This window comes from Halorubrum sp. Eb13 (assembly GCF_002252895.1).
GTDB lineage: Archaea > Halobacteriota > Halobacteria > Halobacteriales > Haloferacaceae > Halorubrum.
In genome coordinates this window covers 31,743-54,268 of the sequence record NZ_NHPE01000031.1, presented here as the reverse complement: position 1 = coordinate 54,268, position 22,526 = coordinate 31,743, and the positions used below count along the sequence as shown (strand labels likewise).

Here is a 22,526-nt window from a genome sequence, read left to right as displayed (position 1 = left end):
AAAGCGTACGTGGCGAGGGCTATTCAAACGCGCTCGAACGCGGGAAGAAAATGACAGGGAGAGAACGGATCGAACGGCGGTGTTAGGCCGCCAGCCCCTCGCTCGCTTCGAGGAGCTCCTTGTACCGGTTCCGGATGGTGACCTCGCTGATGTCGGCCACGTCGGACACCTCGCTCTGGGTCACCTTCTCGTTCGAGAGGAGTGCGGCCGCGTACACTGCGGACGCGGCGAGCCCGACCGGGGACTTCCCGCTCGTGATGCCGGACTCTTTCGCGCCGTCGAGGAGCTCGCGGGCCAGCCGCTGGGTCTCCTCGGAGAGCTCCAGCCGCGAGACGAACCGCGGGACGTAGCTCCCGGGGTCCGCAGGCTGGACGCGAAGCCCGAGCTCGCGGATGACGTAGCGGTACGTCCGGGTGAGCTCCATCTTCTCGACGCGGGAGACGGCGGTGAACTCGTCGAGGCTCCGGGGGTTCCCCACCTGCCGGGCGGCCGCGTACAGCGACGCGGTCGCGACACCCTCGATGGAGCGGCCGGGCAGGAGGTTCTCGCTCAGCGCGCGGCGGTAGATGACCGAGGCGGTCTCGCGGACGTTGTCCGGGAGGCCGAGCGCCGAGGCCATGCGGTCGATCTCGCCGAGCGCCTGCTTCAGGTTGCGTTCCTTCGAGTCGCGGGTGCGGAACCGCTCGTTCCAGGTGCGGAGCCGCTGCATCTTCTGGCGCTGCCGGCTCGACAGCGACTTGCCGTAGGCGTCTTTGTCCTGCCAGCCGATGTTCGTCGAGAGCCCCTTGTCGTGCATCATGTTCGTCGTCGGGGCGCCGACGCGCGACTTGCTGTCCCGCTCGCCGGAGTTGAACGCGCGCCACTCCGGCCCGCGGTCCACCGAGTCCTGTTCGACGACGAGCCCGCAGTCGTCGCACACCGTCTCGCCGTGCTCCGTGTCGGTGATGAGGCTCCCGCTACACTCGGGGCAGGTCGTGGTCCGCTCCGCCGTCGTCGACTCCGTTTCCTCGGATTCCGTCTCGGTCGTTCCGCTTCGATTCGTTCGTTCTCGCTCCGTCTCCCCGCCGTAGTCGCGCGTACGTGTTTCTGTCATGGGTTCTCTCCGATCGAACTCCCGACCGAAATACTGGTGCCGGGCTCGCCGATTCGTTAACCAATAGTAAGTCATCAGAGTATATAAATGTGACGTGTTTAAAGTTACCACACACCTCATTTAACGGCCCATATAGGCCCGATACCGCCCGTTTCCGTATTATCGCATCTTCGTCGGGATCGGCGGCCGGATGACGACCGAATAGTTACAGTATATAAATCATGACGGAACGGCGACCGACCTCCGTCCGGCGGCGGCTCGATCGCCTCCGCGCTAGCGATTTCGGCTCACCGGGAACGCCACGCGACCGGGCGCGTCGTTGAAACGGTCGAGGATCCGCTCGTACAGCCGGTTCTTCACGCGCTGCCCGCGACGCGGATGCGTGAGGTACCGAACGCGAAGCTCCATCCACGACTCGCCCTGCGTCACGTTCACCGTCGGACGATTGTGGACCTCTAGCTCCACGGGCGTCTCGGCGAGCGCCTCCCGGTACGCCGCGATTCCGGCGGCCATCTCGTCGCCGATCAGGTCGCTCGCCTCCTCGGCCATGACCTCGCGCGAGAAGTCGAGATCGGTCTTGTAGGCGACCTGGACCCCGACCTCGTTCCACACGTAGGGGGAGCCGCCCCCGCCGAAGTTGACGACGTTCGAGGAGAGCACGACGCTGTTGGGCACCGTCACCACGCGTCCCGACGGCTGGTTCGTCGTGACGAGCTCGCCGTTGATCTCCCACAGCGTCGTCACGAGGAAGTCGACGCCGATCACGTCTCCCTTCGCGTCGTCGATCCGGACGCGGTCGCCGACGCCGTACGGTTGTTTCACGGTGATGTACACCCACGCGATCAGCGACAAGAGGGGCTGTTGGAGCGCGAACGTGACCGCGAAGCCGATGACCCCGAGCGAGAACAGGAGTCCGAGCCAGTTCTCGGTCAGCACCGCGAGCGTCGCGATCGTCCCCACGAAGCCGAAGACGAGTCGCAGGAGGTTGCGCGTGTTGTACGTGCGCCGCTTGTTCGCCGACCGCATCAGGACGCCGACCGCGAGGAGGTACGACCCGTACAGCAGCGCCCCCACGGCGACAACGAGCAGCGCCCGCCCGACGACGAGCGTCGCGGGGTAGCCACCCAGGTCGGGCCAGCCGCCGAGGACGCCCGTCGTTTCGACGATCGTGCCAACGGCGGCGGCGACGACGCCGAGCGCGACGGCGGCGACGCGAGTGGACGTCTCACGCTAACCGCTCGCAGCCGACCGCCAAAACGGTTGTGACGTCCGGTCGTCCGATCCGACCCCGAGTCGCCCCGCTACGCCTCGTCGCCCGTGACCCGCGTCAGCGCCCCCGCCAGCACCTCGGTCGCGGCCGCGCAGTCCTCCCAGTCGGTCCACTCGCGGGGGTTGTGCGAGATCCCGTCCCGCGAGGGCGCGAAGAGGAGGGAGGCGTCGGTGACGCGGGCCACGCGCATCGCGTCGTGTGCCGCGCCGGAGTGGAGGTCGAGCGCGTCCCGTTCGGCGTCCGCCGCGGCGGCGTGGGCGGCCTCTCGGAGGCGCTCGCTCATCGGCGTCGGCGCCACGTCGAAGGGGCGGTCGAACGACGTCTCGACCCCCCGTTCGCGCTCCAGTCGGGCGAGCGACTCGCGCGCGGCCGAGACGATCGCGTCCATCGATTCGGTCTCGACGTCGCGCACGTCGACGCCGGCCTCGACGTGGCCCGGAACAACGTTCGTCGCGTTCGGCGAGACGGAGAGCGACCCGACGGTGCCGACCGCGGAGACGCTCGACTCGTCGACGACGTCGTTCGCGGCCGCCTCCACGTCGAGGACGAACTCGCTCGCGGCCGCGAGCGCGTCGGTCCGGTCGCCCATCGCGGTCGCGCCGGCGTGGTTCGCCTCGCCCTCGACCGTCACCTCGCAGTGCGTGATCCCCGTGATCGTCGTCACCACGCCGGCGTCGGCGCCCGCCTCCTCCAAGACGGTGTCCTGCTCCACGTGGAGCTCGTAGAACGCCGCCCACGACGCGGGGTCGATCGCGTCGTCGCCGCGGTAGCCGATCCGGTCGAGCGCCTCGTCCAGCGTCTCGCAGGCGTCGCTCTCGTACGCGAGGGCCTCGTCGACGGCCGTCTCGCCCGCCGCCACCGACGACCCGAGCAGCCCCTCCCCGAAGGTGCCCCCCTCCTCCTCGGTGAAGCTGACGACGCCGACCGGTCGCGCGGGTTCGACGCCCGCATCCCGCATCGCGCGCACGGACTCCAAGGCGGCGTACACCCCGAGCGGTCCGTCGAAGATCCCGCCCTCAGGAACGCTGTCGAGGTGGCTCCCGCTCACGACGGGAGCAGCCTCCGGGTCCGCTGAGTCGGGGACCCACGTTCCGAGCACGTTCCCGACTCCGTCGACCGCGACGTCGAGGCCGGCCGCCTCCAGGCGCTCCACCAGCCGGTCTCGCGCGGCCGCGTTCGCCTCGCTCCCGGTCCGGTTCGTCCGTCCGCGCCTCTCCGGGTCGTCGTACTCCACGCGTCCGAACGCCGCGTTAGCCTCCAGGTCCGCGCGGAGTCGTTCGGCGTCGACTGGCAGGTCCATGCGCGGATCGGAGGGCCGCCGGACCAAAACGGTTCGTGGTCGGCGCGGGACCGGGCCCCAAAGACACTTATTACGCCCCCGAGTGATATCGGCCGATGTCCCCGATACTGCTCCAGGAGGCCTTGGCCGGCGGGATCGCCTTCCTGTTCGGTCTGCTGGTGCTGCTCGTACAGCTCGCCATCATCGTCTGGATCTACTCGGACGCGCAGCAGCGTAGCGACCAGCCCGCGTTCCTCTGGGCCATCGTCGCCTTCCTCGCGCCGCTGCTGGGCCTCGTGCTCTACTTCATCATCGGTCGGACTCGGTAGGCGCTCACACCCCCCGCAGGAGGCTCGTTACGCCGACCGTCTCGGCGATCATCCACGCCACGAACAGCAGGTACGTCGCGAGTAGGATGTACGACTCGCGGCTCGTGAGCGACAGGTCCGTCCGGAGCGCCGCGAACAGCAGGACCGTCGCCGCCGTGAGCACCCCGAACATCGGAACGGCCGTCGAGAAATTCACCTCAACGCGGCCGACGATGAGCACGCCAAGCGGGATGGCGACGAGGAGGTCGAACGTGTTCGAGCCGAGCACGTTCCCGAGGCTCGTCGCGCCGCGCCCCTCCTGCGCCGTCCGGAGGCTCACCAGCGTGTCGGGGAGGCTCGTCGCCGCCGCGACGATCGTGACGCCCGCGAGGAACTCCGGGATGCCGAAGGTCGTGCCGAGCGACTCCACCGACGCGACCAGCCGCTCGACGGTCACCACGATGACGAGCAGTCCGGCCGCGAGCTTCCCCCACTCCCGTCTGACGTCGACACCGTCGCGCACCGTCTCGATGTCGGCGTCGCCCACGTCTTGGTACTGAATGAACAGGTAGAGCCCGTACAGCGTCAGCGGGATAAGCGCGAGCGGCCGGGTCAGCTCGCCCGCGATCGCCTCGGCGGGAACCGGGACGTAGATGACCGCGAGCGAGAAGGTGACGACGAGCGCCGCGACGGCGATCATGTAGAACTGCGCCTCCTTGTACACGATCGTCCGGCTGGACTCCAAGGGGCCTTGGGCGCCGATCCCGGCCAGCGCGGGGATGACGAGCACGTTGAAGATGGCGGAGCCGACGAGCGCGCCCACGCCCATGTCGAAGACGCCGACGAGCGCGGTGACGAGCACGCTCACCAGCTCCGGGAAGCTCGACCCGACGGCGACGACGATCGAGCCCTGCACGACGGCCGGCAGTCCGTAGTACGCGGAGAGCGTCTGGGCCGACTCCTCGAGCCACCCGCTGCCGACCCAGATGGCCGCGGTCGCTCCGGCGATCACCGCGACGTGGAAGAGTGGCGAGTCCGGGAGGATGCCACCGAACACCGCGTTACCGGACGTGCCGTCCGGCGAGCTCCCACAGGCGGTCGGCGATCTCGTCGTCGAGGTCGTCCCGAGTCACGCGCCACTCCCAGTTGCCGTCGACGGTCCCCGGCTCGTTGAACCGCGACTCGCTGCCGAGCCCGAGCAGGTCTTGCATCGTCGTCACGGCGAGCACAGCCTCGGAGTCCCACACCTCGTCGATGATCTCCCACTCGGGCGCGCGGTCGCCGTCGGCGCCGACGTTGTACCGGAAGCAGTCCCGCTGGCGCTCCGGGAGGTCCTCGAAGTAGCCGATCCACGTGTCCGTGTCGTGGGTCGAAGTGTAGCCGACGACGCCCTCGGGGTAGTGCATCGGCTGGTACGGGTTCCCCTCCTCGCACCAGTCGGCGTACTGGGGGACGCGCATGCCGGGGAAGCCGAACTCCGCCATCAGCTCGTTCATCGCCCGCTCCTCGAACCCGAGGTCCTCGGCGATGAACGGGGCCTGTCCCAGCTCGCGCTCCACCGTCTCGAACAGGTCGCGCCCCGGCCCCTCCCGCCACTCGCCGGCGGCCGGGTCGTCGCGGTCGGCCGGGATCGCCCAGTACTTCACGAACCCCAGGAAGTGGTCGAGCCGCGCGACGTCGGCGAGCTCGAACAGCCGCCGGAACCGCGCGATCCACCAGTCGTACTCCCGCTCGGCGAGCCGATCCCAGTCGTAGATGGGGTTCCCCCAGCGCTGTCCGTCGTCGCCCGGGTTCGGCGGGACGCCGGCGACCGCGGTCGGACGGTTCCCCTCGTCGAGTCGGAACGCCTCGGGCTTCGCCCACACGTCGGCGGAGTCGAGCGCGACGTATATCGGCACGTCGCCGACGATCGAGACGCCCTCCTCGGCCGCGACCGATCGGAGCTCGCGCCACTGCCGGTCGAACGTCCACTGGACGAACTCGCGGAACCGGACCTCGGTCGCGCGTTCCTCGCGCGCCTCGGCGAGCGCCTCGGGGTCGCGGGTTCGGATGGGTTCCGGCCACTCGACCCACGTGTCCTCGGGCCGCGCGTCGGCCAGCGCCCGGAACAGCGCGTAGTCGGCGAGCCAGGGCTCGCGATCGCGGAACGCGTCGAGGTCCGCCTCGTCCTCCTCTCCCGCTTCCGCGTCGAACCGCTCGAATGCGTCGCGCAGCAGCGGGAGCTTGTACTCCCGGACCGCGCCGTAGTCGACGCGGTCGTCGGGGAAGTCGGGGACCGGTTCGAGGTCGGACGAGTCAAGCCAACCGTCGGCGACGAGCCCGTCGAGGTCGATCAGGAGGGGGTTGCCGGCGAACGCCGACGGCGACTGGTACGGCGACTCCCCGGCGGCGTGTATCGTCGGCCCGAGCGGACAGATCTGCCAGTGGTCGACGTCGGCGTCGCCGAGGAACGAGAGGAACGCCGCGGCGCCGTCGCCGAGGTCGCCGATCCCGTGTCGTCCCGGCAGCGAGGTGACGTGGCAGAACACGCCGTCGGAGCGGTCGAATCGCATGCGTCTCCCTGTGACCCCCACCGACTCAAGCGTTGCGTCCGAACGGGGGGCTCGGATGTCGCGGCCAGACGGCCGGCTCAGTCGCCGCGGACCGCGCGCCAGACGACCGCGTCCGCGGTCTCGAGCGTGACGACCCCCGCGTCCGATCCCACCGAGGCGTCGGTGTCGGGCGCCGCGAGCGCGACGGTCCAGTCGGGCGCCCCGTCGCGCTCGCCGCCGTCGTCGCGCCCGGCGACGCCGAGGTCGTCGAGGACGTCCGTCGGCGACACCTCGACTGGGGTTCCCTCCACGTTGCAGGCGACGAGCAGCGCCTCGTCTCCGTCGGGGTCGCGTCTGAGCGCCTGGTACACCACGGTTCCCTCCGTCGGATGCCGGTAGCCGAACGCCTCGCCGCGGTCCGGGTCGACGTCGCGGCGGAGCCAGGGCCGCGGCTGGCGGAACTCGCGGACGCGGCGGTCGAACGCGGTCCGCGCATCGCCCTGAGCGTCTTCCCAGCGGTCCAAGACGAGGTACTCGGCCACGTCGGCGCTCCAGGCGAACGAGAACGCTTGGAGGTCGGTGGCGGCGAGTTCGCCGCGAGCGTTACCTCGAAGGGGGGTGCCCTTGACCGACAGCAGCTCCGCGATCAGGTCGAGGTCGTAGTCGGTCGCGTCGACCAGGGCCGCGAGCGTCGTGACGAACTCCCTCAGCTCGGCGCGCGTCTCGAATCCGAGCTGTTTCAAGCGCGTGAACGAGTCGCGCTCGCCGTACGCCCCCTCCGGGACGTGCCAGTCGATCCACGGCGCCTCCTCGGCGACGACCTTCACGTTCCACGTCGGGTCGGTGTCCCTGACGAACCCCCACGGCGCCCGGTAGTTCGCGTGGAGGAAGTCCATCGGGACGCCCGGCATCGCGACGTGGAACCAGACGAGCGCGGCGGGGCTGTCGTACGCCTCGCGGATCGTCTCGGGCGGCGAGTCGGCGAGGTACGGGTTGATCAGCGCGCCGCCCCAGTCGTCGGTCACCTCGACCTGCGAGCCGCGCCGCAGCGTGTCGTGGTTCGCGACGCCGGTGATCCACTGGCTTCCCATCTCGCCGACCTCGCGCATGCGCCACCACTTCGTCGCCCAGAACGTGAGGAGCGCGGGCTTGTTGTGCGCGAACGTCACCGGCGACCACTGGAACGCGTGCGGGTGCTGCTCGATCAGCGTGCGGTACGTCGACGCGAGCTCCCAGTCCTCCCGCGGCCACGGGCGGCCGTCCTCGTAGATCATCCACGGGCGGTACTCGGTCCCGGCGACCTCGTGGGTCACCCGGTCCATCTCGGCGAGGAACGCGTCGTCGTGGACCTGCTCGCCGGTCTCCTCGTCGTGGTACGTGAAGTCCTGCGCGCCGTCGATCCGGATGCCGTCGGCGCCGAAGTTCGCTTTCCGGCGCTGTAACTCGAGTATGATCGCCCGAACGACGGGGTGGCGGTAGTTCAGGTGGAGGCCGTACATCCCCGGCCCCTCGAAGAACGGGTCGGGAAGCAGCTCCGCCGCCGCCTCGTCCGCGTGCCCGAGCGCGACGTCGAAGACGACCCGGATCGGGTCGGGCATCCCGTGGCAGGCGGCGATGAACTCGACGAGCTCGTCGGGCCGTCCCGTCTCCAGTATCGCGGGGTTCGCCGCTCCGAAGCCGCTCACAACGACGTCGTACCCCCAGTTGGTCTGGTCGGGGCGCTCGACGCCGACACTCGCGCGCTCCAGGTCGCGCTCGCGGTCGAACGCCGACGCGGGGTCGACTGGCGCGTCGTCCGACCCGCCGCCGCGCTCCGGGCCGGACCCGCGAGCGTTCTCGCCGTCTCCGGGCTCGTACGTTCCGCCGGGGCGCCAGTACCACTGGCGCCCGTACGCCTGCGTTAGCGGCTCGACCGGCATGAGCTGGATCGCGTCGTACCCGACGTAGTTCCGCTCGTGAGGTGCGAGCGGCTCGCCGGTTCGGAGCTTCTCGCCGATCGCCTCGAACCGCTTCGCGAGCGCCGCGAGCGACCCCGATTCGGTCGACGTGCCGGGGTGGATCTCAACCATGCTCGTCGCGGGGTCAATCCGCGGGAGCCCGTCGTCCGCCGTCGTCGGGAGCGCCTCCTCGTCGGTCCCGAGCGAGTCGAAGTGGTCGCCGTCGGGGCGCGTCGCGTCGAGGCGCGGCCAGTCGTAGGCCTCCGCGGGCGCGAACGCCCCGAACGGGAGCGAGTACGCGAGGGGGTCCCGAACCGTCTCCCATTCGTCGCCGCCAGCGGTCCGGTACACGAGCTGATACAACGCGCCGAGCCGGTCGCGCGTCCCGAGCGCGATCCCGTCCACGGCGACCCAGTGGAACTCTTCGTCGCGCTCCACCGGGAGCCGGTCGACGCGAAACGTGGCCTCGCGGAGGTCGTCGCGGCCGGGGTCGACCGCCGTCTCGTCGCCGTCGCCCCCGTCCTCGGCGACGGGAGTGAACAGCTCCAGTCGCACGTCGTCGACGGGGACGCCGGCGTCGGCGAGGTCGGGCGTCCAGAAGCCGAAGGCGACGCCCTCGGGCGGGTCGGTCGCCGGGTCCGCGCCCTCAGGTCTGATCGGATGCGCGCCGAGGCGCTCGGCGAGCGACCGGGCCGCCTCGAACCGATCGGCCGCCGCCTCGCGGTCGGCCCGCGCCCGCTCGACGAGGGCTTCGGTCCGGTCGGGGAGCGTCTCGCGCGTTCGATCGCGCGACGCGTCCCCCGCGTCCCCCGCGTCCCCGCTCATCACTCCGTCTCTCTGACGATAGCGACCTCGTCGACGCGGATCCGCTCCGTCCCCTCCCCGTCGACGACGACGCACGACTCCCCGGTGACCAGGTCGCGGTCCGTGTGGTCGGCGTCGACCGCGACGCTGGCCTCGTCGGGCGCGAAGTTGAGGACGACGATCAGCGACTCCGCGCCGTCGCTCCGGCGGAACGCCACCACGTCGTCCGGGTGGACGTCGCCGCTAGCGACGATCGGCCGCTCGCTCAGGTCGCCGCTGGCGACGTGGTACCCCACCCGTTCGAGGCCGCCCTCGGGCCCGAGCGCCGGGTGGTCGTCGCGAGTCGAGAGCAGGCGCTCGTAGCGATCTCGGACCTCGTCGCGCGCGTGCTCCCACGCGATCGCGTCCCGGCGGCCGCGCTGACCGATCTCCTGTCCGGCGTACACCATCGGCACGCCGGGCAGGGTGAACGTCGCGGCGCCCGCGGCGGCCGCGGCGGCGTCCCCGCACTCGACGCGGTAGCGCGTCTCGTCGTGGTTCTCGATGTACTGGAGGAAGCCGGCGTGGTCGGGGAAGCCGATCTCTGCGCGCTGGTCGATCGCGTCTAACACCGAGGCGGCCGGCTCGGCGCCGCGGCCGACCTGCCGGAGCTGGAAGTACAGCGTCGCGTCGAAGTGGATGTCGAACATCCCCTCGTGGAAGCCGGGGATGTACGGGATCGTCTCGTCCATCAGCAGGAACTCGCGGTCGATGTCTTTCACCCGGTCGCGGAGCTCGCGCCAGAACGAGTCGGGGACCGCCCACGCCATGTCACAGCGGAACCCGTCGACGAGCGGCGCCCACTCGTCGATCACGTCGAGGAGGAACCGCCGCACGTCGAGGTTCGCGTGGTTCAGGTTCGCGATCAGCTCCCAGTCGAAGTACGTCCCCGGCTCGCCCGACTCCTGCCACTCGAAGCGGTCGCGGTACGGAGAGTCGGGGTTCCGGTAGGCGTCCTCGAACCACTCGTGGTCGCGTGCGGTGTGGTTGGCGACGAAGTCGAACAGCACCCGCATCCCGTGGTCGTGGGCGGCCTCCACGAGCGCCTCGTACTCGTCGCGGTCGCCGAGGTCCTCCGCCACGTCAAAGAAGTCGACGATGTTGTAGCCGTGCGGCTTCCCGTCGTGCTGGAGCACGGGCGTGAGCCACAGCGTGTCGACGCCGAGGTCGGCGATCTCCGGGATCCGCTCCGCGATCGACTCGAACGCCTCGCCCTCGTCGGCGTCGGCGAACGTCCGGACGTACACCTCGTAGACGGTCGCGTCCGCCGTCCACTCGGGCGGCTGGTTCAGTCGGACCGTCTCGAAGGCGGGGCCGTCGGCGTCGACGGGGGTCGTCAGGTCCGGGTCGGCGGTCTCGTCCTCGTCAGCGTCCGCGAGCTCGCTCCGGTCGGCCCGCTCGACGGCGACCGCGTCGGCGACGCTCACCCGCTGTTCGCGACCCGGCTCGCGGGCGACGGCGACCGCGTGGACGCGGAGCCGGTCCGGGACGGCGTCGACCGGAATCCGAAGCGCGCGTCCGTCGTCGGTCGTCCGGAACGCGTCCCGCGGGTTCCGCCGCCCCTCCGCGACCGCTCGCTCGACGTCGCGATCGTCGACGACGAAGGTGACCGCGAGCTCCGACGCGTCGAGGGCGGACTCGGGGTTCGGTGTCGGCGTCGCGCGAACGACGACCTCGGTGCGCTCTCCCTCGCCCGCTGCGTCTCCGCTCGCTCCGCCCCCCTCCGCCTCCTCGACGGTCGCGTCGAGCCGGACGCGGGGACGGCCGACGCCCTCGTGGGGCCGCTCGGCGCCGTAGTCGATCGCGGCGTGGTCGGCGTCGCGGTCGCGGATCGCCGTTCCGCTGCCGCCGGCGACGTCGACGCCCTCGTAGCTCGCCGCGAACGCGCGGACCGTCAGGAGGTGGTCGCCGTCGGGCGCGTCGAGGCCGAGGCGGTACTGTCCGGGGACGTCCGGCGTGAACTCGGTTACCGAGTCCTCGCCGACTGTCGCCTCGCTGTCCGGCGGCGCGTCGGCGACGCGCCACTCGTACTCCGCCGTCGGGTCCGGGTCCCGCGGGGCGAGCTGCGTCGTCTCCCCGGTCGAGAGGAATCGGGGGGGTCCTGGGTGGTGCATGTGCCATCCATCGGCACCCGGGGTATTCGTTGTTCCCCTTCGCCGGATCGCGGCGAAACCGGTCGGTCGCCTCGTTCGTCAAGGCTTTTACCGAGGGAATCGCAGGGCGACTATGCGACTGCGAACCGCTCTCACGGAGCACGAACGTCGGCGCGGCGAGCGCTATCCGGCGGAGCGTCCCACGACCGCCGGCGCGTTCACGGGCGACGACGGCCGTCTGGTCCACGTCGGGCCCGACGGCACCGTCCACGACTGTTCGTACTCCCTGTCGGGAGTCGGCGGGGCCGACCGGCTCCGGATGGGGATCACGGCCGGCCGCGGCGTCCGCTGGTTCGACGATCTCACGACGACGCGACAGCACTACGACGAGGACACGCCGCTCGTCGAGACCGAGTACGACGCGGGCCGGTACACGATCCACCAGTTCGACCTCGTCGTGAGCGACACCCACCTGACGCACATCGAACTGCGGGGCGCGCCGCCCGCGGGCGCCGAGCTCGTCGCCGCCTGCGCGTTCTCGCCCGACATGGTCGAGGGCCGCGTCGGCAACCTGGTCCACGAGGGGGCCGGACCGGACGACGGGAGCGTCGTCGAGGTGTACCACCGCTCCGAGCACGACTTCCTCACGGCGTCGACGGGGCTCACGGCGGCGCACGGCCAGCGGCTCCGCACGATCACTGAACTGCTCGGCGAGGGCGGGGCAGGGTTCCCCCACCGCGGGGAGATCGACCAGCGCGAGGACTCGCGGCTCACCCCGGACGTCGTCGTCCGCGCGCCATTCGAGCGCGACGGCCGGACCGAGCGCGTCACGCTCGCGAGCCGGGCCGTCGTCGACCGGCAGGAGACGCGCGAGACGGGCGACGACGCGTTGGCCGCGCTCTCCGATGGTCCCGACCGCCGCCGGCGGATCGAGGAGCTCTCTCGGATCGCGACCGCCTACCCGGACGCCGACGACCTCCGCGAGGCGGCGGCCGGCCGTGGGCCGGAGGTGCCCGAAGACGTGCCGCGGCGGGACGTGATCAGGAGCGACCTCCGGGCGCTCGACCTGCTGACGGCCGAGTCCGGCGCTCGGATCGCCGCCCCCGAGTTCGACCCCTTCTACTCGACCTCCGGCGGCTACGGCTACACCTGGTTCCGCGACGAGGCGGAGACCGCGACGGCGCTGTTGACCGCGAGCGAGGAGGTCGGCCTCGACGCCGACGAGGAGCTGCTCGCGACCGCCTCCTTCTTCTGTCGCACGCAGGACGCCGACGGCTCGTGGCCCCACCGCGTCTGGGCCGACTCCGGCAAGGTCGCCCCCGGCTGGGCGAACGCCAGGATCGAGGGCGCGAACGGGACGGCCGGACCGAACGACCAGCTGGACCAGCCCGCGTCCGTGGTCGCGTTTTTGGCCCGACTCCGCCGGACGACCGACCTCCCCGAGGAGTGGCGCGAGCGGATCGACGCGACGATCGCCGACGCGGTCGCCTTCCTCCGCGAGACGACCGAGGACGACGGGCTCCCCCGGCGTTGTCAGAACTGCTGGGAGAACGCCCTCGGGCGGTTCACCCACACCGGCGCGGCCTACCTGCGTGCGTTCGCCGCGGTCGCCCGTGCCCCGGTCGACGACGAGACGCGCGTCGCGGCCGCGGCGGCGGCCGACGAGGCGATCGCCGGGCTCGACGACCGCTGGAACCCCGACACCGAGCGATTCCCCCAACGGGCGAGCGCGGAGAGTCGCGACGACCGTGCGGACGCCAGCACGTTCGCGCTGGCGAGCGCGACCGTCGAGTACGCGGCCCTCCGCGAGGAGCGCGCGGACGTCGACGGCGCGGTCACCGACGGCTCCGGCGCGGCGGTCGCGACGGCCGACTTCGAGGCGTTCCTCGACCGCGTGGAGAGGCACGTCCGGAACTCGATCGAGGCGCTCCGCCGGGAGACGGCCGATGTCGAGGGGATCGTCAGGTTCACCGGCGACGACTGGCGCACGGCCGAGCAGGGCGCCGCGAAGGTGTGGTCGATCGCGACGCTGTGGGGCGCGACGGCCGCCGCCTCGCTCGGCGGGCTCGTGCGTGAGCGCGACGGCGACGCCGACGAGCTGTTCGGGGCGGCCCGAGACCTCTACGCCCTCTGCGAGCCAGACGGTCACTTCGTCAACGACGCCGGGCTGTTCGCCGAGCAGGCGTTCGACGACGGGGACCTCGACGGCGCGACGCCGATCGGGTGGTCGCACGCGCTCCGGATCGAGGCGACGGTGACGCTCGCGAAGCACGGCGCGCTCCCCGTCCCGCACGACCGACCGACCGGACCGAGCGAGGCGCCCCACTGGACGACGGGCCGGAAGTTCGGCGTCGGGACCCCCGCCGACCACGAGGCCGACGACCCGGTCCCGGTCTGGTTCACCCTGACCGAGGGGGCGCTCACCGAGGCCCGGTTCCCGCGGATCGACGTGATGAACGTCCGCACGTTCGACTTCCTCGTCGCCGACCCGGAGACGGGCCACACCGTCCGGACGTTCGACGAGACGAGCCACGTCACGGCGACGGAAACTGTGGAGCGGACGACGGAACCGACCGTCGGCGACGCGCTCGCGTACACGCAGACGATCCGCGAGACCGGCGACGGCCACGGACACGAGTGGACGCTGACCGTCGAGTACGCCGTCGACACCGACGGTGACGCGGTCCTCGCGGACGTCGACTTCGAGGGCGAGGGGGAGTACGACGTGTACGCCCTGGTCGACACGACGATCACGAACGTCGGGACGAACGACCGCGGCGACCGCGTGGCGGGCGCCGACGGCTACCACCTCCTCGCGCGCAACGACGACGCGGCCGAACGGAACACGGGGAAGCTCGTCGACGACGACGGCGACTCATTCGAGGTCGCGCTCGCGCTCGCCAGCGACGACCGGTTCGAGTGGGCCAGCGTCCTCTCGGCCGGCGGCGACGAGGCCGACGCCCTGTTCAGCGAGGGGGAGCGCGGCGACGGCGACGCGGAGGCGACCGGTAACGTCGTGCTCGCCGGGCTCGTCGGGAGCGGGACCGCGGTCTCCGACACGGTCGCGCTCGGCTTCGCCGAGAACGCCGACACCGCGGCCGCGCTCGGCGAGGCCCGGGGCGCCATCTCGCGCGGCTTCGACGATGTCTCCGCCTCCTACGTCGAGACGTGGCGCGACTGGCTCGCCGGCCGGGAGTTCCCCGACTCGGTGACCGGCGACGCGGAGCTGGAGGCGCAGTACCGCTTCGCGCTGATGACCCTCGCGGCCGTGGAGGACAAGCGCCACGACGGCGCGGGGATCGCGAGCCCGTCGGTGCCGTGGGGCGAGACGGAGTACGCCGCCGAGGACCGCGGCTACGGCTACAACTTCGTCTGGTCGCGCGACCTCTATCAGGTGTTCACAGCGCTGATCGAGGTCGGCGAGGTCGAGCGGGGCGCGAACGCGCTCGCGTACCTCTACAACACCCAGCAGGACGACGACGGCTTCCTCCCGCAGAACACCTACATCGACGGCCGCACCCGCTGGGGCGGCGAGCAGATGGACAACATCGCGTTCCCGTCGGTGATGGCGTGGCAGCTGTACGAGCACGGGACCGCGCCGGCCGACGCCGACTACACCTACGACCAGGTCCGGCGCTCGCTCGGCTACATCGCGGCGAACGGTCCGGAGACGGCCCAGGAGCGCTGGGAGGAGGAGGCCGGCTTCTCGCCGTCGAGCATCGCCGCCGAGATCGCCGGACTCGTCTGCGGCGCCGCCCTCGCGCTCGCGGAGGCGGACCGGATCGAGTCCGGCGGCGACCCGGCGGGCGGCTCGCGAGACGACCCCGCCCCCGACGAGCTCCGCGCCGACGCGCTCGCGTGGCTCGGGCTCGCGGACGACTGGACCGCGCGCGTCGAGGAGTGGTGCGCGACGTCGACGGGAACCGATCGGCACGCCGAGACGCCGTACTACCTCCGGGTCACCGCCGACGGCGACCCCGAGTCCGGGCGGCCGCGGACGATCGCCAACGACGGGCCGACCTACGACGAGCGGGAGATCGTCGACGGAGGCTTCCTCGAACTCGTCCGGCTCGGGGTGAAGCCGGCCGACGACGAGACGGTCCGGAACTCCGTCTCCGTCGTCGACGAATCGATCCGCGTCGATACGCCGTACGGCCCCGCGTGGTACCGCTACGTCGGCGACGCCTACGGCGAGATCGCCGCCGGTGACCCGGGCGCGCCCTGGGCCGGCACCGGCGACGGCCGCGGCCGGCTGTGGCCGATCTTCACCGGCGAGCGCGGCGAGTACGAGCTCCGCGCCCGCGCCGACGGCCCCGACGCCTTCGGCGGCACCGAGGAGGCCGAGCTCGAACCCGCCGCCCTGCTGGAGACGATGGCCGGGTTCGGCAACTCCGGGCGGATGCTCCCCGAGCAGGTGTGGGACCGCGAGCACCCGACCGACTACGGCTGGGAGTTCGGCGAGGGAACCGGGGGGGCGACCCCGCTCGCGTGGTCGATGGCGGGCTACATCCGGCTCGCGCACGGCGTCGACGCCGGGGAGCCGGTCGAGACCCCGACCGTCGTCCGCGAGCGGTACGTCGAAGGCGACCGCCCCGCGGGGCCCGACCTCACCGCCGCCGTCGAGTACGCGGGCGAGGACCTCATCGTCTCCGGCGAGACCGACGCCGAGGCGGTCGCGGTGTACACCGCCGACGGCTCGACGCTCGCGACGCCCGACGACGGCGCGTACGAGGTCCGACTGGACGCCGACCTCGACGCCGACACGGTGGTGGTCGCGGCGGCGACGGCCGACGGCGGCGACGCGGACGCGGCGCTCGCCGACTTCGGCGGCGCCGGCACGTCGGTTAAGCGGCTTCGGCTGTAACGGATCCGCGGCCTCTTTTAAAAATAGTCACCCGAGCGCGGTCACGTCGACCGCGCGGGTCTCGCCGTCGACCTCCAGCTCGACGGCGTCGACGATCGACCCGCGGACGCGCTCGCGCCACCCCTCGACGGCCTCGGCGTGACGCTCCCGGCGGGTCTCGATGTCGGCGTCGGGGTGTGCCGCCGCCGTCTCGTCGACCTCGGGGTACGGGGGGACCTCGGCGACGAGGTCGCGGGGATCGACGTGAATAGGGGTCGGGGCGTCGCCGTCGCGCTCGCTCGTCTCGCTTCCGCCCGCTTCCTTCCCCGCCGTCCCGTGGTCGACCGCGTGAAGTCGAGCGCGCATCCGCCCCGAGAATGGCGGCGTCACCCGCAGGACGACCTCGCGGTCGCTCCGGAGCGTCGCCTCGAGCGCGCTCGCGACGTCCTCGCGGTGGACCGCGATTGACCGTATTCGCCCGCCTCCCGCGCCCTCCGCGGGGCCGCCCGCCTCCTCGTCAGTCATCGTCACCCGCCCACTCCGCGTCCGAGAGGGTGCGCTGGACCGCCTCCTCGCCGACGGCGCCGGCGAGGTGCTCGAACCCCGCGCGCACGCCGCGATCGCTCGCGTTCGCGACGAGTCGAGAGACGATGAACTCCGGCGTCGACTTGCCGATCGTACCGAAGCGGGGCTGGTAGTCGACGCGCAGTTCGAGGTCGTTCGTGAGCCCCTCCGCGAAGATCCCGTCGATCCGGGCGGCCTCCGGGAGCGGGCTCAGGTCCTCCGCGAGGTGCGTGACGTACACGCCGAGCGCGCCCCGCTCGACGGTGAGCGTCACGAGACCGTTCAACAGGTCGGCGGCCCGCCCCGGCTCCGTGATCGCCTCGAACTCGTCGACGAGCATCAGCGTCCGGCCCTCTTCGACGAGCGGCGGGACCACCGACTTCAGCGTCGACTCCAGTACGCCGGCGTTGAACGAGGCGTGGCGCCGGTGGAAGACGATCCGGTCGAAGGAGCCGACCTGCGCCTCCTCTGCGGGCACCGGGAGCCCCATCGACGCGAGCAGGGCCACCGCGCAGACCGTCTCCAGCAGCGTCGTCTTCCCGCCCGAGTTCGCCCCCGTAAGCACGCTCACGCGGTCGCCGGTCGGCGGCGCGTCGACGCTCGCCACGCCCGCGTCGCCCGCGAGCGAGTGGGTCCCGACCGCGTACGACACCGGCTGCACCTCGCCGGCGATGAACGGGTTCCGCGCGTTCCGCACCGCGATCCCGTCGTCGACGAGCGTCGGTCGCGCGAGGTCGTACGCGGCCGCGAAGCGCGCGAGCGAGAGCAGGAACGCGGCGTCCGAGACGGCGGTCACCGCCCGGGCGACGTGGCTCTCCCGCTCGTCGTCTCCGTCGCCTCCGCCGTCTTCGCCCGAGTCCGCCCGCGCGCCGCCGATCCGCTCCCGGATGTCGGCGGCGACCGCCGCCTCGCGCTCCGCGACCTCCGCCTCCAGCTCCGCCGCGAGGTCGCGGAGGGTCGCCGAGACGAAGTCGGCGGCGTCGAGCGCGTCGTCGGGAGCCACCGACCGCACCGTCGCCGGGTCGACGCCGGTCTCGCTCGCGACGTGGTCGATCGTCGCGGCCTCCAGGGCCTCGAAGTCGCGCAGCGAGCCGTCCCGGACCGCGTCGAGCACGTCGAACGCGGAGTTCGCCAGCTCCTCGGCCGCGTCGAGCCGGTCGCGCAGGCGGTCCAGCTCGTCGTCGGCGCCGCGAGCGACCTCGATGTCGCCGTCGCCGTCGACGCTCGTCGGGTCGATCGACCCGCGCACGTCGGCGAGGGCGCCGGCGGCGTCCCGCAGGGCGTCCGCCTCCAGCGCGCCCACCGCTTCGAACGGGCCGTCGTCAAGCCCCGCTTCCCGCAGCGCGATGGCGGTTTCGACGGCCGCGAGGTCCGACCCCTCGGCGTCGTCGTACGCGTCGAACGCCTCGGTCACGCGCTCGCGGTCGGCCTCGACGAGCCCCTCCCACGCGTCGCGCGCGGCGACCACGCCGTCGAGTCGGGCCTCGACCGCCTCCCGGTCCGCTAGCGGCGTCAGCACTCGGATCCGGTCGGCGGCGTGGGCCGTCAGCGCGTGGCCGGCGGCCAGCGAGAGCAGGTCGTCGTACACCGAGCGGGTGTCCCCCGTCGCGAGGACGTCCATGCCGGCCTCGCCGTTGGCCCGGCGGAGGATCCGGGTGGCTCGCCCGCGGTGGAGTCCGGCGTCGACGAGCGCCCGGACGTCGGCCGCCTCGATCGCCTCGATCGCCCGCGAGGTCCCCAGCGCCGAGACGAGCCGCTCGCTCGTCTTCGGGCCGATCCCCCAGTAGTCCTCGAGTCGCATACGCCGACGTGACGCCGCGGCGTCTTGGCGTTTTCGTCGGCGGTGCGGTCGCCGATGCGAACACCGGACGCGGTGACTCCCGCCGTCCCTCGGTCGCCACCGTCAAATCCCCGTCGGTCGTTACCACTCGGTATGCCCACGGAACTCGCGGACGGAGTGTGGCGGTTCGAGCTGCGGGGCGTCAGCGCGTACCTCGTCGACGACGACGTCCCCACGCTCGTCGACGCGGGGACGCCGTGGGACGACGCGGCGATCCGGGAGGGGCTCGCCGAGGCCGGCGTGGACGTCGCGGACATCGGCCGAGTGCTGTTGACCCACTACGACCTCGACCACGTCGGGGCGCTCGCGGCGCTGACGCCGGAGCTCGACGCGACCGTGTACACCGGCGCGTTCGACGCGGCGATCCTCCGCGGGGAGCGGTCGCCGCCGCTGCGCAATCACAAGGGAGCGTTTCAGCGCCTCGCCGGCCTGTTCACGACGCATCCGGACCTGGAGGTCGAGTCCGTGTCCGACGGTCAACGGCTCGGCTCGTTCACCGCGTACCACACGCCCGGCCACACCCCGGGTCACGTCGCGTACGTGAGCGAGTCGCTCGGCGTCGCGCTCCTCGGCGACCTCGTCTCGGCGTCCGACGGCGGGCTCGACCCCTCGGAGTGGTTCATCAGCTACGACACGGACGCGGTACTGGAGAGCATCCGCGACCTCGCCGCCCGCGCCCCGCCGTTCGAGGTGGCCTGCGTCGGCCACGGCGACCCCCTCACGTCGGGCGGAAGCGAGGCGCTCGCGGCGCTGGCCCGTCGGATCTGAGAAAAGCGGCCGACCCGCACTCCCGGCTCTACCGCGACTGGCGGTAGATCAGGTTCCGCTGGATGTCGTTGGCGCCCTCGTAGATCACCGGGATGCGCACGTCGCGGTAGACGCGGGCGATCCGGCGGTCGGTGAGGATCGACCGCCCGCCGTGGAGCTTCATCCCCTTCTCGGCGCAGTCGGTCGCGACCTCCGTGGACTTTGTCTTCGCCAGCGCGGCCCAGTACCCCGCGTCTTCGTTGTTCGCGACCTTCTCGCAGGCGCGCCAGTTGAGCGCGCGCGCCGACTCGAAACCGATCCGCATGTCCGAGAGGGTGTGCTGGACCGCCTGGAACTCGTTGACCGTCCGGCCGAAGGCGTTACGCCCGTGAACGAACTCCTCGGCCTCCTCGATGGCGGCCGCGGCCAGCCCGAGCCCGTGCCCGCCGACGACCACGCGGCCGTGGTTGAAGAAGTCCGCGAGGACGTAGAAGCCGCCGCCCTCGCTGCCGACGACGTTCTCCTCGGGGACGAAGCAGTCCTCGAAGACGATGTGGCCCTGCTTCGAGGCGCGCATCCCCATCTTCTCCGGGATGTGCTCCGCCTCGTACCCCTCGCTGTCGGTCTCGACGATGAACAGCGTGTAGTTCGAGTAGCGGTCGTCGCTCTCGCCGGTCTTCGCGTAGACGGTGAGCCAGTCGGCTTCGACCGCGTTGCCGACCCAGTACTTCTCGCCGGTGATCTCGTACCCGCCGTCGACCTTCTCGGCTTTGGTCGTCATCCCTGCGAGGTCGGAGCCGGTCTCCGGCTCAGAGACGGCGAGCCCGGAGATCTGGTCGTTCTCCGCGACCGGCCGGAGGTACTCCTCCTTCTGCGCCTCGGTGCCGTACTGCTCGACCATCTCGCAGCCGAAGCTCGCGAGCTGGAGGGTGAGCGCGATGCCGGCGTCGGCGCGGTAGAACTCCTCCGCGATCGCGAGCACCTGCGCGAGGTCGAACCCCTTCCCCCCGTACTCCTCGCCGATGTCCTGCGCGATGAGTCCCGCGTCCATCGCCGCCTCCAGCACCTCCCACGGGTACTCGCCCGAATCGTAGTACTCCGCCGCGTTCGGCGCGATGTGCTCGTCGGCGAACTCGCGGGCCTCGGCCTTCACGTCGCGCGCGCGCTCCGGCACGACGCTGTCGTCCAGTAGATCCATGTCCGATCCGCGGGCCCCGCGGTCAAAACGTTCGTGGAACAACGAGAAATATTGGGAGAGTTTATTACTCGCCTCGGGCGTCGTCGGCATCGACGACCTCGACGTCGACCTCTGAGGTGTCCTCGTCGGGATCGTCTTCGCCTTCGCTTTCGTCGTCTCCGTTTTCGTCTTCGCCTTCGCTTTCGTCGGCGTCGCCGACGTCGGAACCGCCCTCACCCGCGGTGGCGACGTCGGAGTCGTCCACGCCGTCGGCTCCGTCTGCCGCCTCGCCGGCGGAGTCGTCCGCGTTTTCCGCGGAGTCGTCCGCGTTCGCGACCTCTTCGGCATCGTCGATCTCGACTCTGGCGTCGCCGTCGTCGTCCGGGGGTTCGGTCGGATCCGCGGGCTCGAAGCCGGCCGTCTTCAGTTCGGCCTCCGGATCGCGATTCAGGTCCCGACCGGTCTCCCGAAGCGCCTCCCGCGCGGCCTCTCGATCGACAGTGCCCGAGACCGTCCGCGGGAGCTCGTCGACGAGGGCGATCGTTTTCGGGATCTTGAACCCGCTGAGCCGCTCGCGGGCGAACGAGGCGAGCGCCGCCTCGTCCACCGGTTCCCCCGTCCGGTCGCCGACCGCGAGCAGCGCGGCGACCCGCTCGCCCCACATCTCGTCGTCGAGACCGACGACGGCGACGTCCTCGACCGTGGGAAACTCCCGAAGCACGTCGCTCACCTCGCCGGGCTCGACGTTCTCGCCCCCGGTGATGATGCGGTCGTCGAGCCGGTTGAGCACGTAGAGGTAGCCGTCTTCGTCGATCCGTCCCACGTCGCCGGTGTGAAGCCCGTGGGGGCCGAAGGTGGACTGATCGAGTTCGGCGGTCGCCCCGTCGCCCGCGTCCGTCGGGGGCTTCAGATACCCCGGCGACACCGTCGGGCCGTCGACGACGATCTCCCCCGACTCCCCGGCTTCGACCGGCGCGCCGTCCTCGTCGACGACCGTCACCTCGGTTCCGAACAGCGGGCGGCCGACCGTGCCGAGCCGCCCCTTCGTCTGCCGGGGCGTCGCGGTCGCGATCTGCGAGGCCGACTCGGTCATCCCGTACGTCGGATACACCGGGACCGAGTAGTCGCGGCAGCGCTCCAACAGCTCGTCCGGCGCCGGCGCGCCGCCGAGCAGGACCACGCGAAGCGTGTCCGACAGGGTCCCGCGCCTGTCGAGCATCCGCTTGAGCATCGTCGGGACGAGCGAGACGCCGGTCACGTCGTACGTGTCGATGTCGTCGGCGGTGCCCCCGGCGTCGAACCCCTCCCGGAGCACGAGGGTCGTCCCGTACAGCGCCGAGCGGTAGACGGGCGCGAGCCCGCCCATGTGGTGTAACGAGAGAGAGACGAGCCAGCGGTCGCCGGGGTCGACACCGAGCCGGAACGCGGAGGCGACGGCGGAACTGCACACGTTACCGGCGGTGAGCGGAACCGGCTTCGGCTCCCCCGTCGTGCCGGACGTGAAGAGGATACAGAGGTGATCGTCGAACTCCCACTCTGGGGGATCGACCGTCGCGGGCTCGACGTCGTGGACGGCGGTGACGGTCCCGTCGGTCGGGTCGTCGACGGAGAAGACGGGCGTGTCGTCGATCCCGTCGACGGCCGCCAACGCGTCGTCTTCCGTCGGCTCCGCGCAGACGACCGCGGAGAGGTCCGCCCGCTCCGCCCGCTCCGAGAGCTCCCTGGGCGTGAGCTCCTGTCCGAGCGGGACGAAAGTCGCGCCGATCCGCATCGCCGCGTGGACCAGTCCGACCGTCCCGACGTACGGGGGCGTGATCACGCCGAGCCGGTCGCCCGCCTCGATCCCGTGGGCGACGAGGCGCCCCGCCGTCTCCGAGACGAGTTGGTCGAGGTCCGTGTACGTCCAGGCCTCGCCGTCCTCGGCCCGCACGAGCGCCGCGGCGTCCGGGGAGGCGGCGACCCGGTGTGACAGCCAGTCTCGCACGGGGGTCACCCCCGTCG

At 71.7% G+C, this 22,526-nt stretch carries 13 protein-coding genes and 1 pseudogene; 3 read left to right on the top strand and 11 right to left on the bottom strand.

What is annotated here, in order from left to right; translation table 11 throughout:
- Positions 1–82: 82 nt before the first annotated feature.
- The 3 genes and pseudogenes from DJ75_RS03125 to DJ75_RS03115 form a co-directional block, all read right to left on the bottom strand.
- Positions 83–1,093, bottom strand: coding sequence for a transcription initiation factor IIB family protein (locus tag DJ75_RS03125; RefSeq protein WP_094522439.1), 1,011 nt, complete (start codon positions 1,091–1,093; stop codon positions 83–85).
- A gap of 273 nt (positions 1,094–1,366) precedes the next feature.
- Positions 1,367–2,322: pseudogene (locus DJ75_RS03120) on the bottom strand (mechanosensitive ion channel family protein).
- Between the two features lie 72 nt (positions 2,323–2,394).
- Entirely contained in the window at positions 2,395–3,663 is a 1,269-nt protein-coding gene (locus DJ75_RS03115) for a hydantoinase/carbamoylase family amidase (protein ID WP_094522436.1), read from the bottom strand.
- A gap of 95 nt (positions 3,664–3,758) precedes the next feature.
- Here DJ75_RS03115 and DJ75_RS03110 point away from each other — a divergent pair, with 95 nt between their 5' ends.
- On the top strand, positions 3,759–3,971 hold the full coding sequence (locus tag DJ75_RS03110) for a PLDc N-terminal domain-containing protein (RefSeq protein WP_094522434.1): 213 nt from the start codon (positions 3,759–3,761) through the stop codon (positions 3,969–3,971).
- Positions 3,972–3,975: 4 nt separating this feature from the next.
- Here DJ75_RS03110 and DJ75_RS03105 read toward each other — a convergent pair whose 3' ends face one another.
- The 4 genes from DJ75_RS03105 to malA all read right to left on the bottom strand — a co-directional run bounded on the left by DJ75_RS03105 (position 3,976) and on the right by malA (position 11,375).
- Positions 3,976–5,007 carry a sodium:calcium antiporter gene (locus DJ75_RS03105; protein ID WP_094522433.1) on the bottom strand — a complete coding sequence of 344 codons (1,032 nt, stop codon included), beginning with the start codon at positions 5,005–5,007 and terminating at the stop codon, positions 3,976–3,978.
- A 4-nt stretch (positions 5,008–5,011) separates the two neighbouring features.
- The gene (gene malQ, locus DJ75_RS03100; RefSeq protein ID WP_094522431.1) at positions 5,012–6,502 is read right to left on the bottom strand and encodes a 4-alpha-glucanotransferase; all 1,491 of its coding nucleotides are present in this window, start codon (positions 6,500–6,502) and stop codon (positions 5,012–5,014) included.
- A gap of 77 nt (positions 6,503–6,579) precedes the next feature.
- Positions 6,580–9,243, bottom strand: a complete 2,664-nt coding sequence (gene gghA / locus DJ75_RS03095; protein WP_094522429.1) for a glucosylglycerol hydrolase — start codon at positions 9,241–9,243, stop codon at positions 6,580–6,582.
- Entirely contained in the window at positions 9,243–11,375 is a 2,133-nt protein-coding gene (gene malA, locus DJ75_RS03090) for an alpha-amylase MalA (protein ID WP_094522427.1), read from the bottom strand. The genes gghA and malA overlap by 1 nt, the downstream gene beginning before the upstream one ends.
- A gap of 112 nt (positions 11,376–11,487) precedes the next feature.
- Here malA and DJ75_RS03085 point away from each other — a divergent pair, with 112 nt between their 5' ends.
- Positions 11,488–16,218: a glycoside hydrolase family 15 protein gene (locus DJ75_RS03085; protein WP_094522425.1), complete on the top strand. Its 4,731-nt coding sequence runs from the start codon at positions 11,488–11,490 to the stop codon at positions 16,216–16,218.
- Positions 16,219–16,245: 27 nt separating this feature from the next.
- Here the strand turns inward: DJ75_RS03085 and DJ75_RS03080 are convergent, their stop codons facing one another.
- Both DJ75_RS03080 and DJ75_RS03075 read right to left on the bottom strand, forming a co-directional pair.
- Positions 16,246–16,722 (bottom strand): hypothetical protein, encoded by a 477-nt coding sequence (locus DJ75_RS03080; RefSeq protein ID WP_094522423.1) that lies wholly within the window; start codon positions 16,720–16,722, stop codon positions 16,246–16,248.
- Entirely contained in the window at positions 16,715–18,562 is a 1,848-nt protein-coding gene (locus tag DJ75_RS03075; protein ID WP_094522421.1) for a DNA mismatch repair protein, read from the bottom strand. Before DJ75_RS03075 ends, DJ75_RS03080 begins: the two co-directional genes overlap by 8 nt.
- 132 nt (positions 18,563–18,694) lie before the next feature.
- On the opposite strand from DJ75_RS03075, the gene DJ75_RS03070 reads away from it, so the two are divergent.
- Entirely contained in the window at positions 18,695–19,369 is a 675-nt protein-coding gene (locus tag DJ75_RS03070; RefSeq protein ID WP_094522419.1) for an MBL fold metallo-hydrolase, read from the top strand.
- Between the two features lie 28 nt (positions 19,370–19,397).
- On the opposite strand, the gene DJ75_RS03065 is transcribed toward DJ75_RS03070, so the two are convergent.
- Both DJ75_RS03065 and menE read right to left on the bottom strand, forming a co-directional pair.
- Complete coding sequence (locus DJ75_RS03065) at positions 19,398–20,546, bottom strand: acyl-CoA dehydrogenase family protein (RefSeq protein ID WP_094522417.1); 1,149 nt, start codon at positions 20,544–20,546, stop codon at positions 19,398–19,400.
- A gap of 64 nt (positions 20,547–20,610) precedes the next feature.
- Positions 20,611–22,509, bottom strand: coding sequence for an o-succinylbenzoate--CoA ligase (menE, locus tag DJ75_RS03060; RefSeq protein ID WP_094522463.1), 1,899 nt, complete (start codon positions 22,507–22,509; stop codon positions 20,611–20,613).
- Positions 22,510–22,526 lie beyond the last annotated feature (17 nt).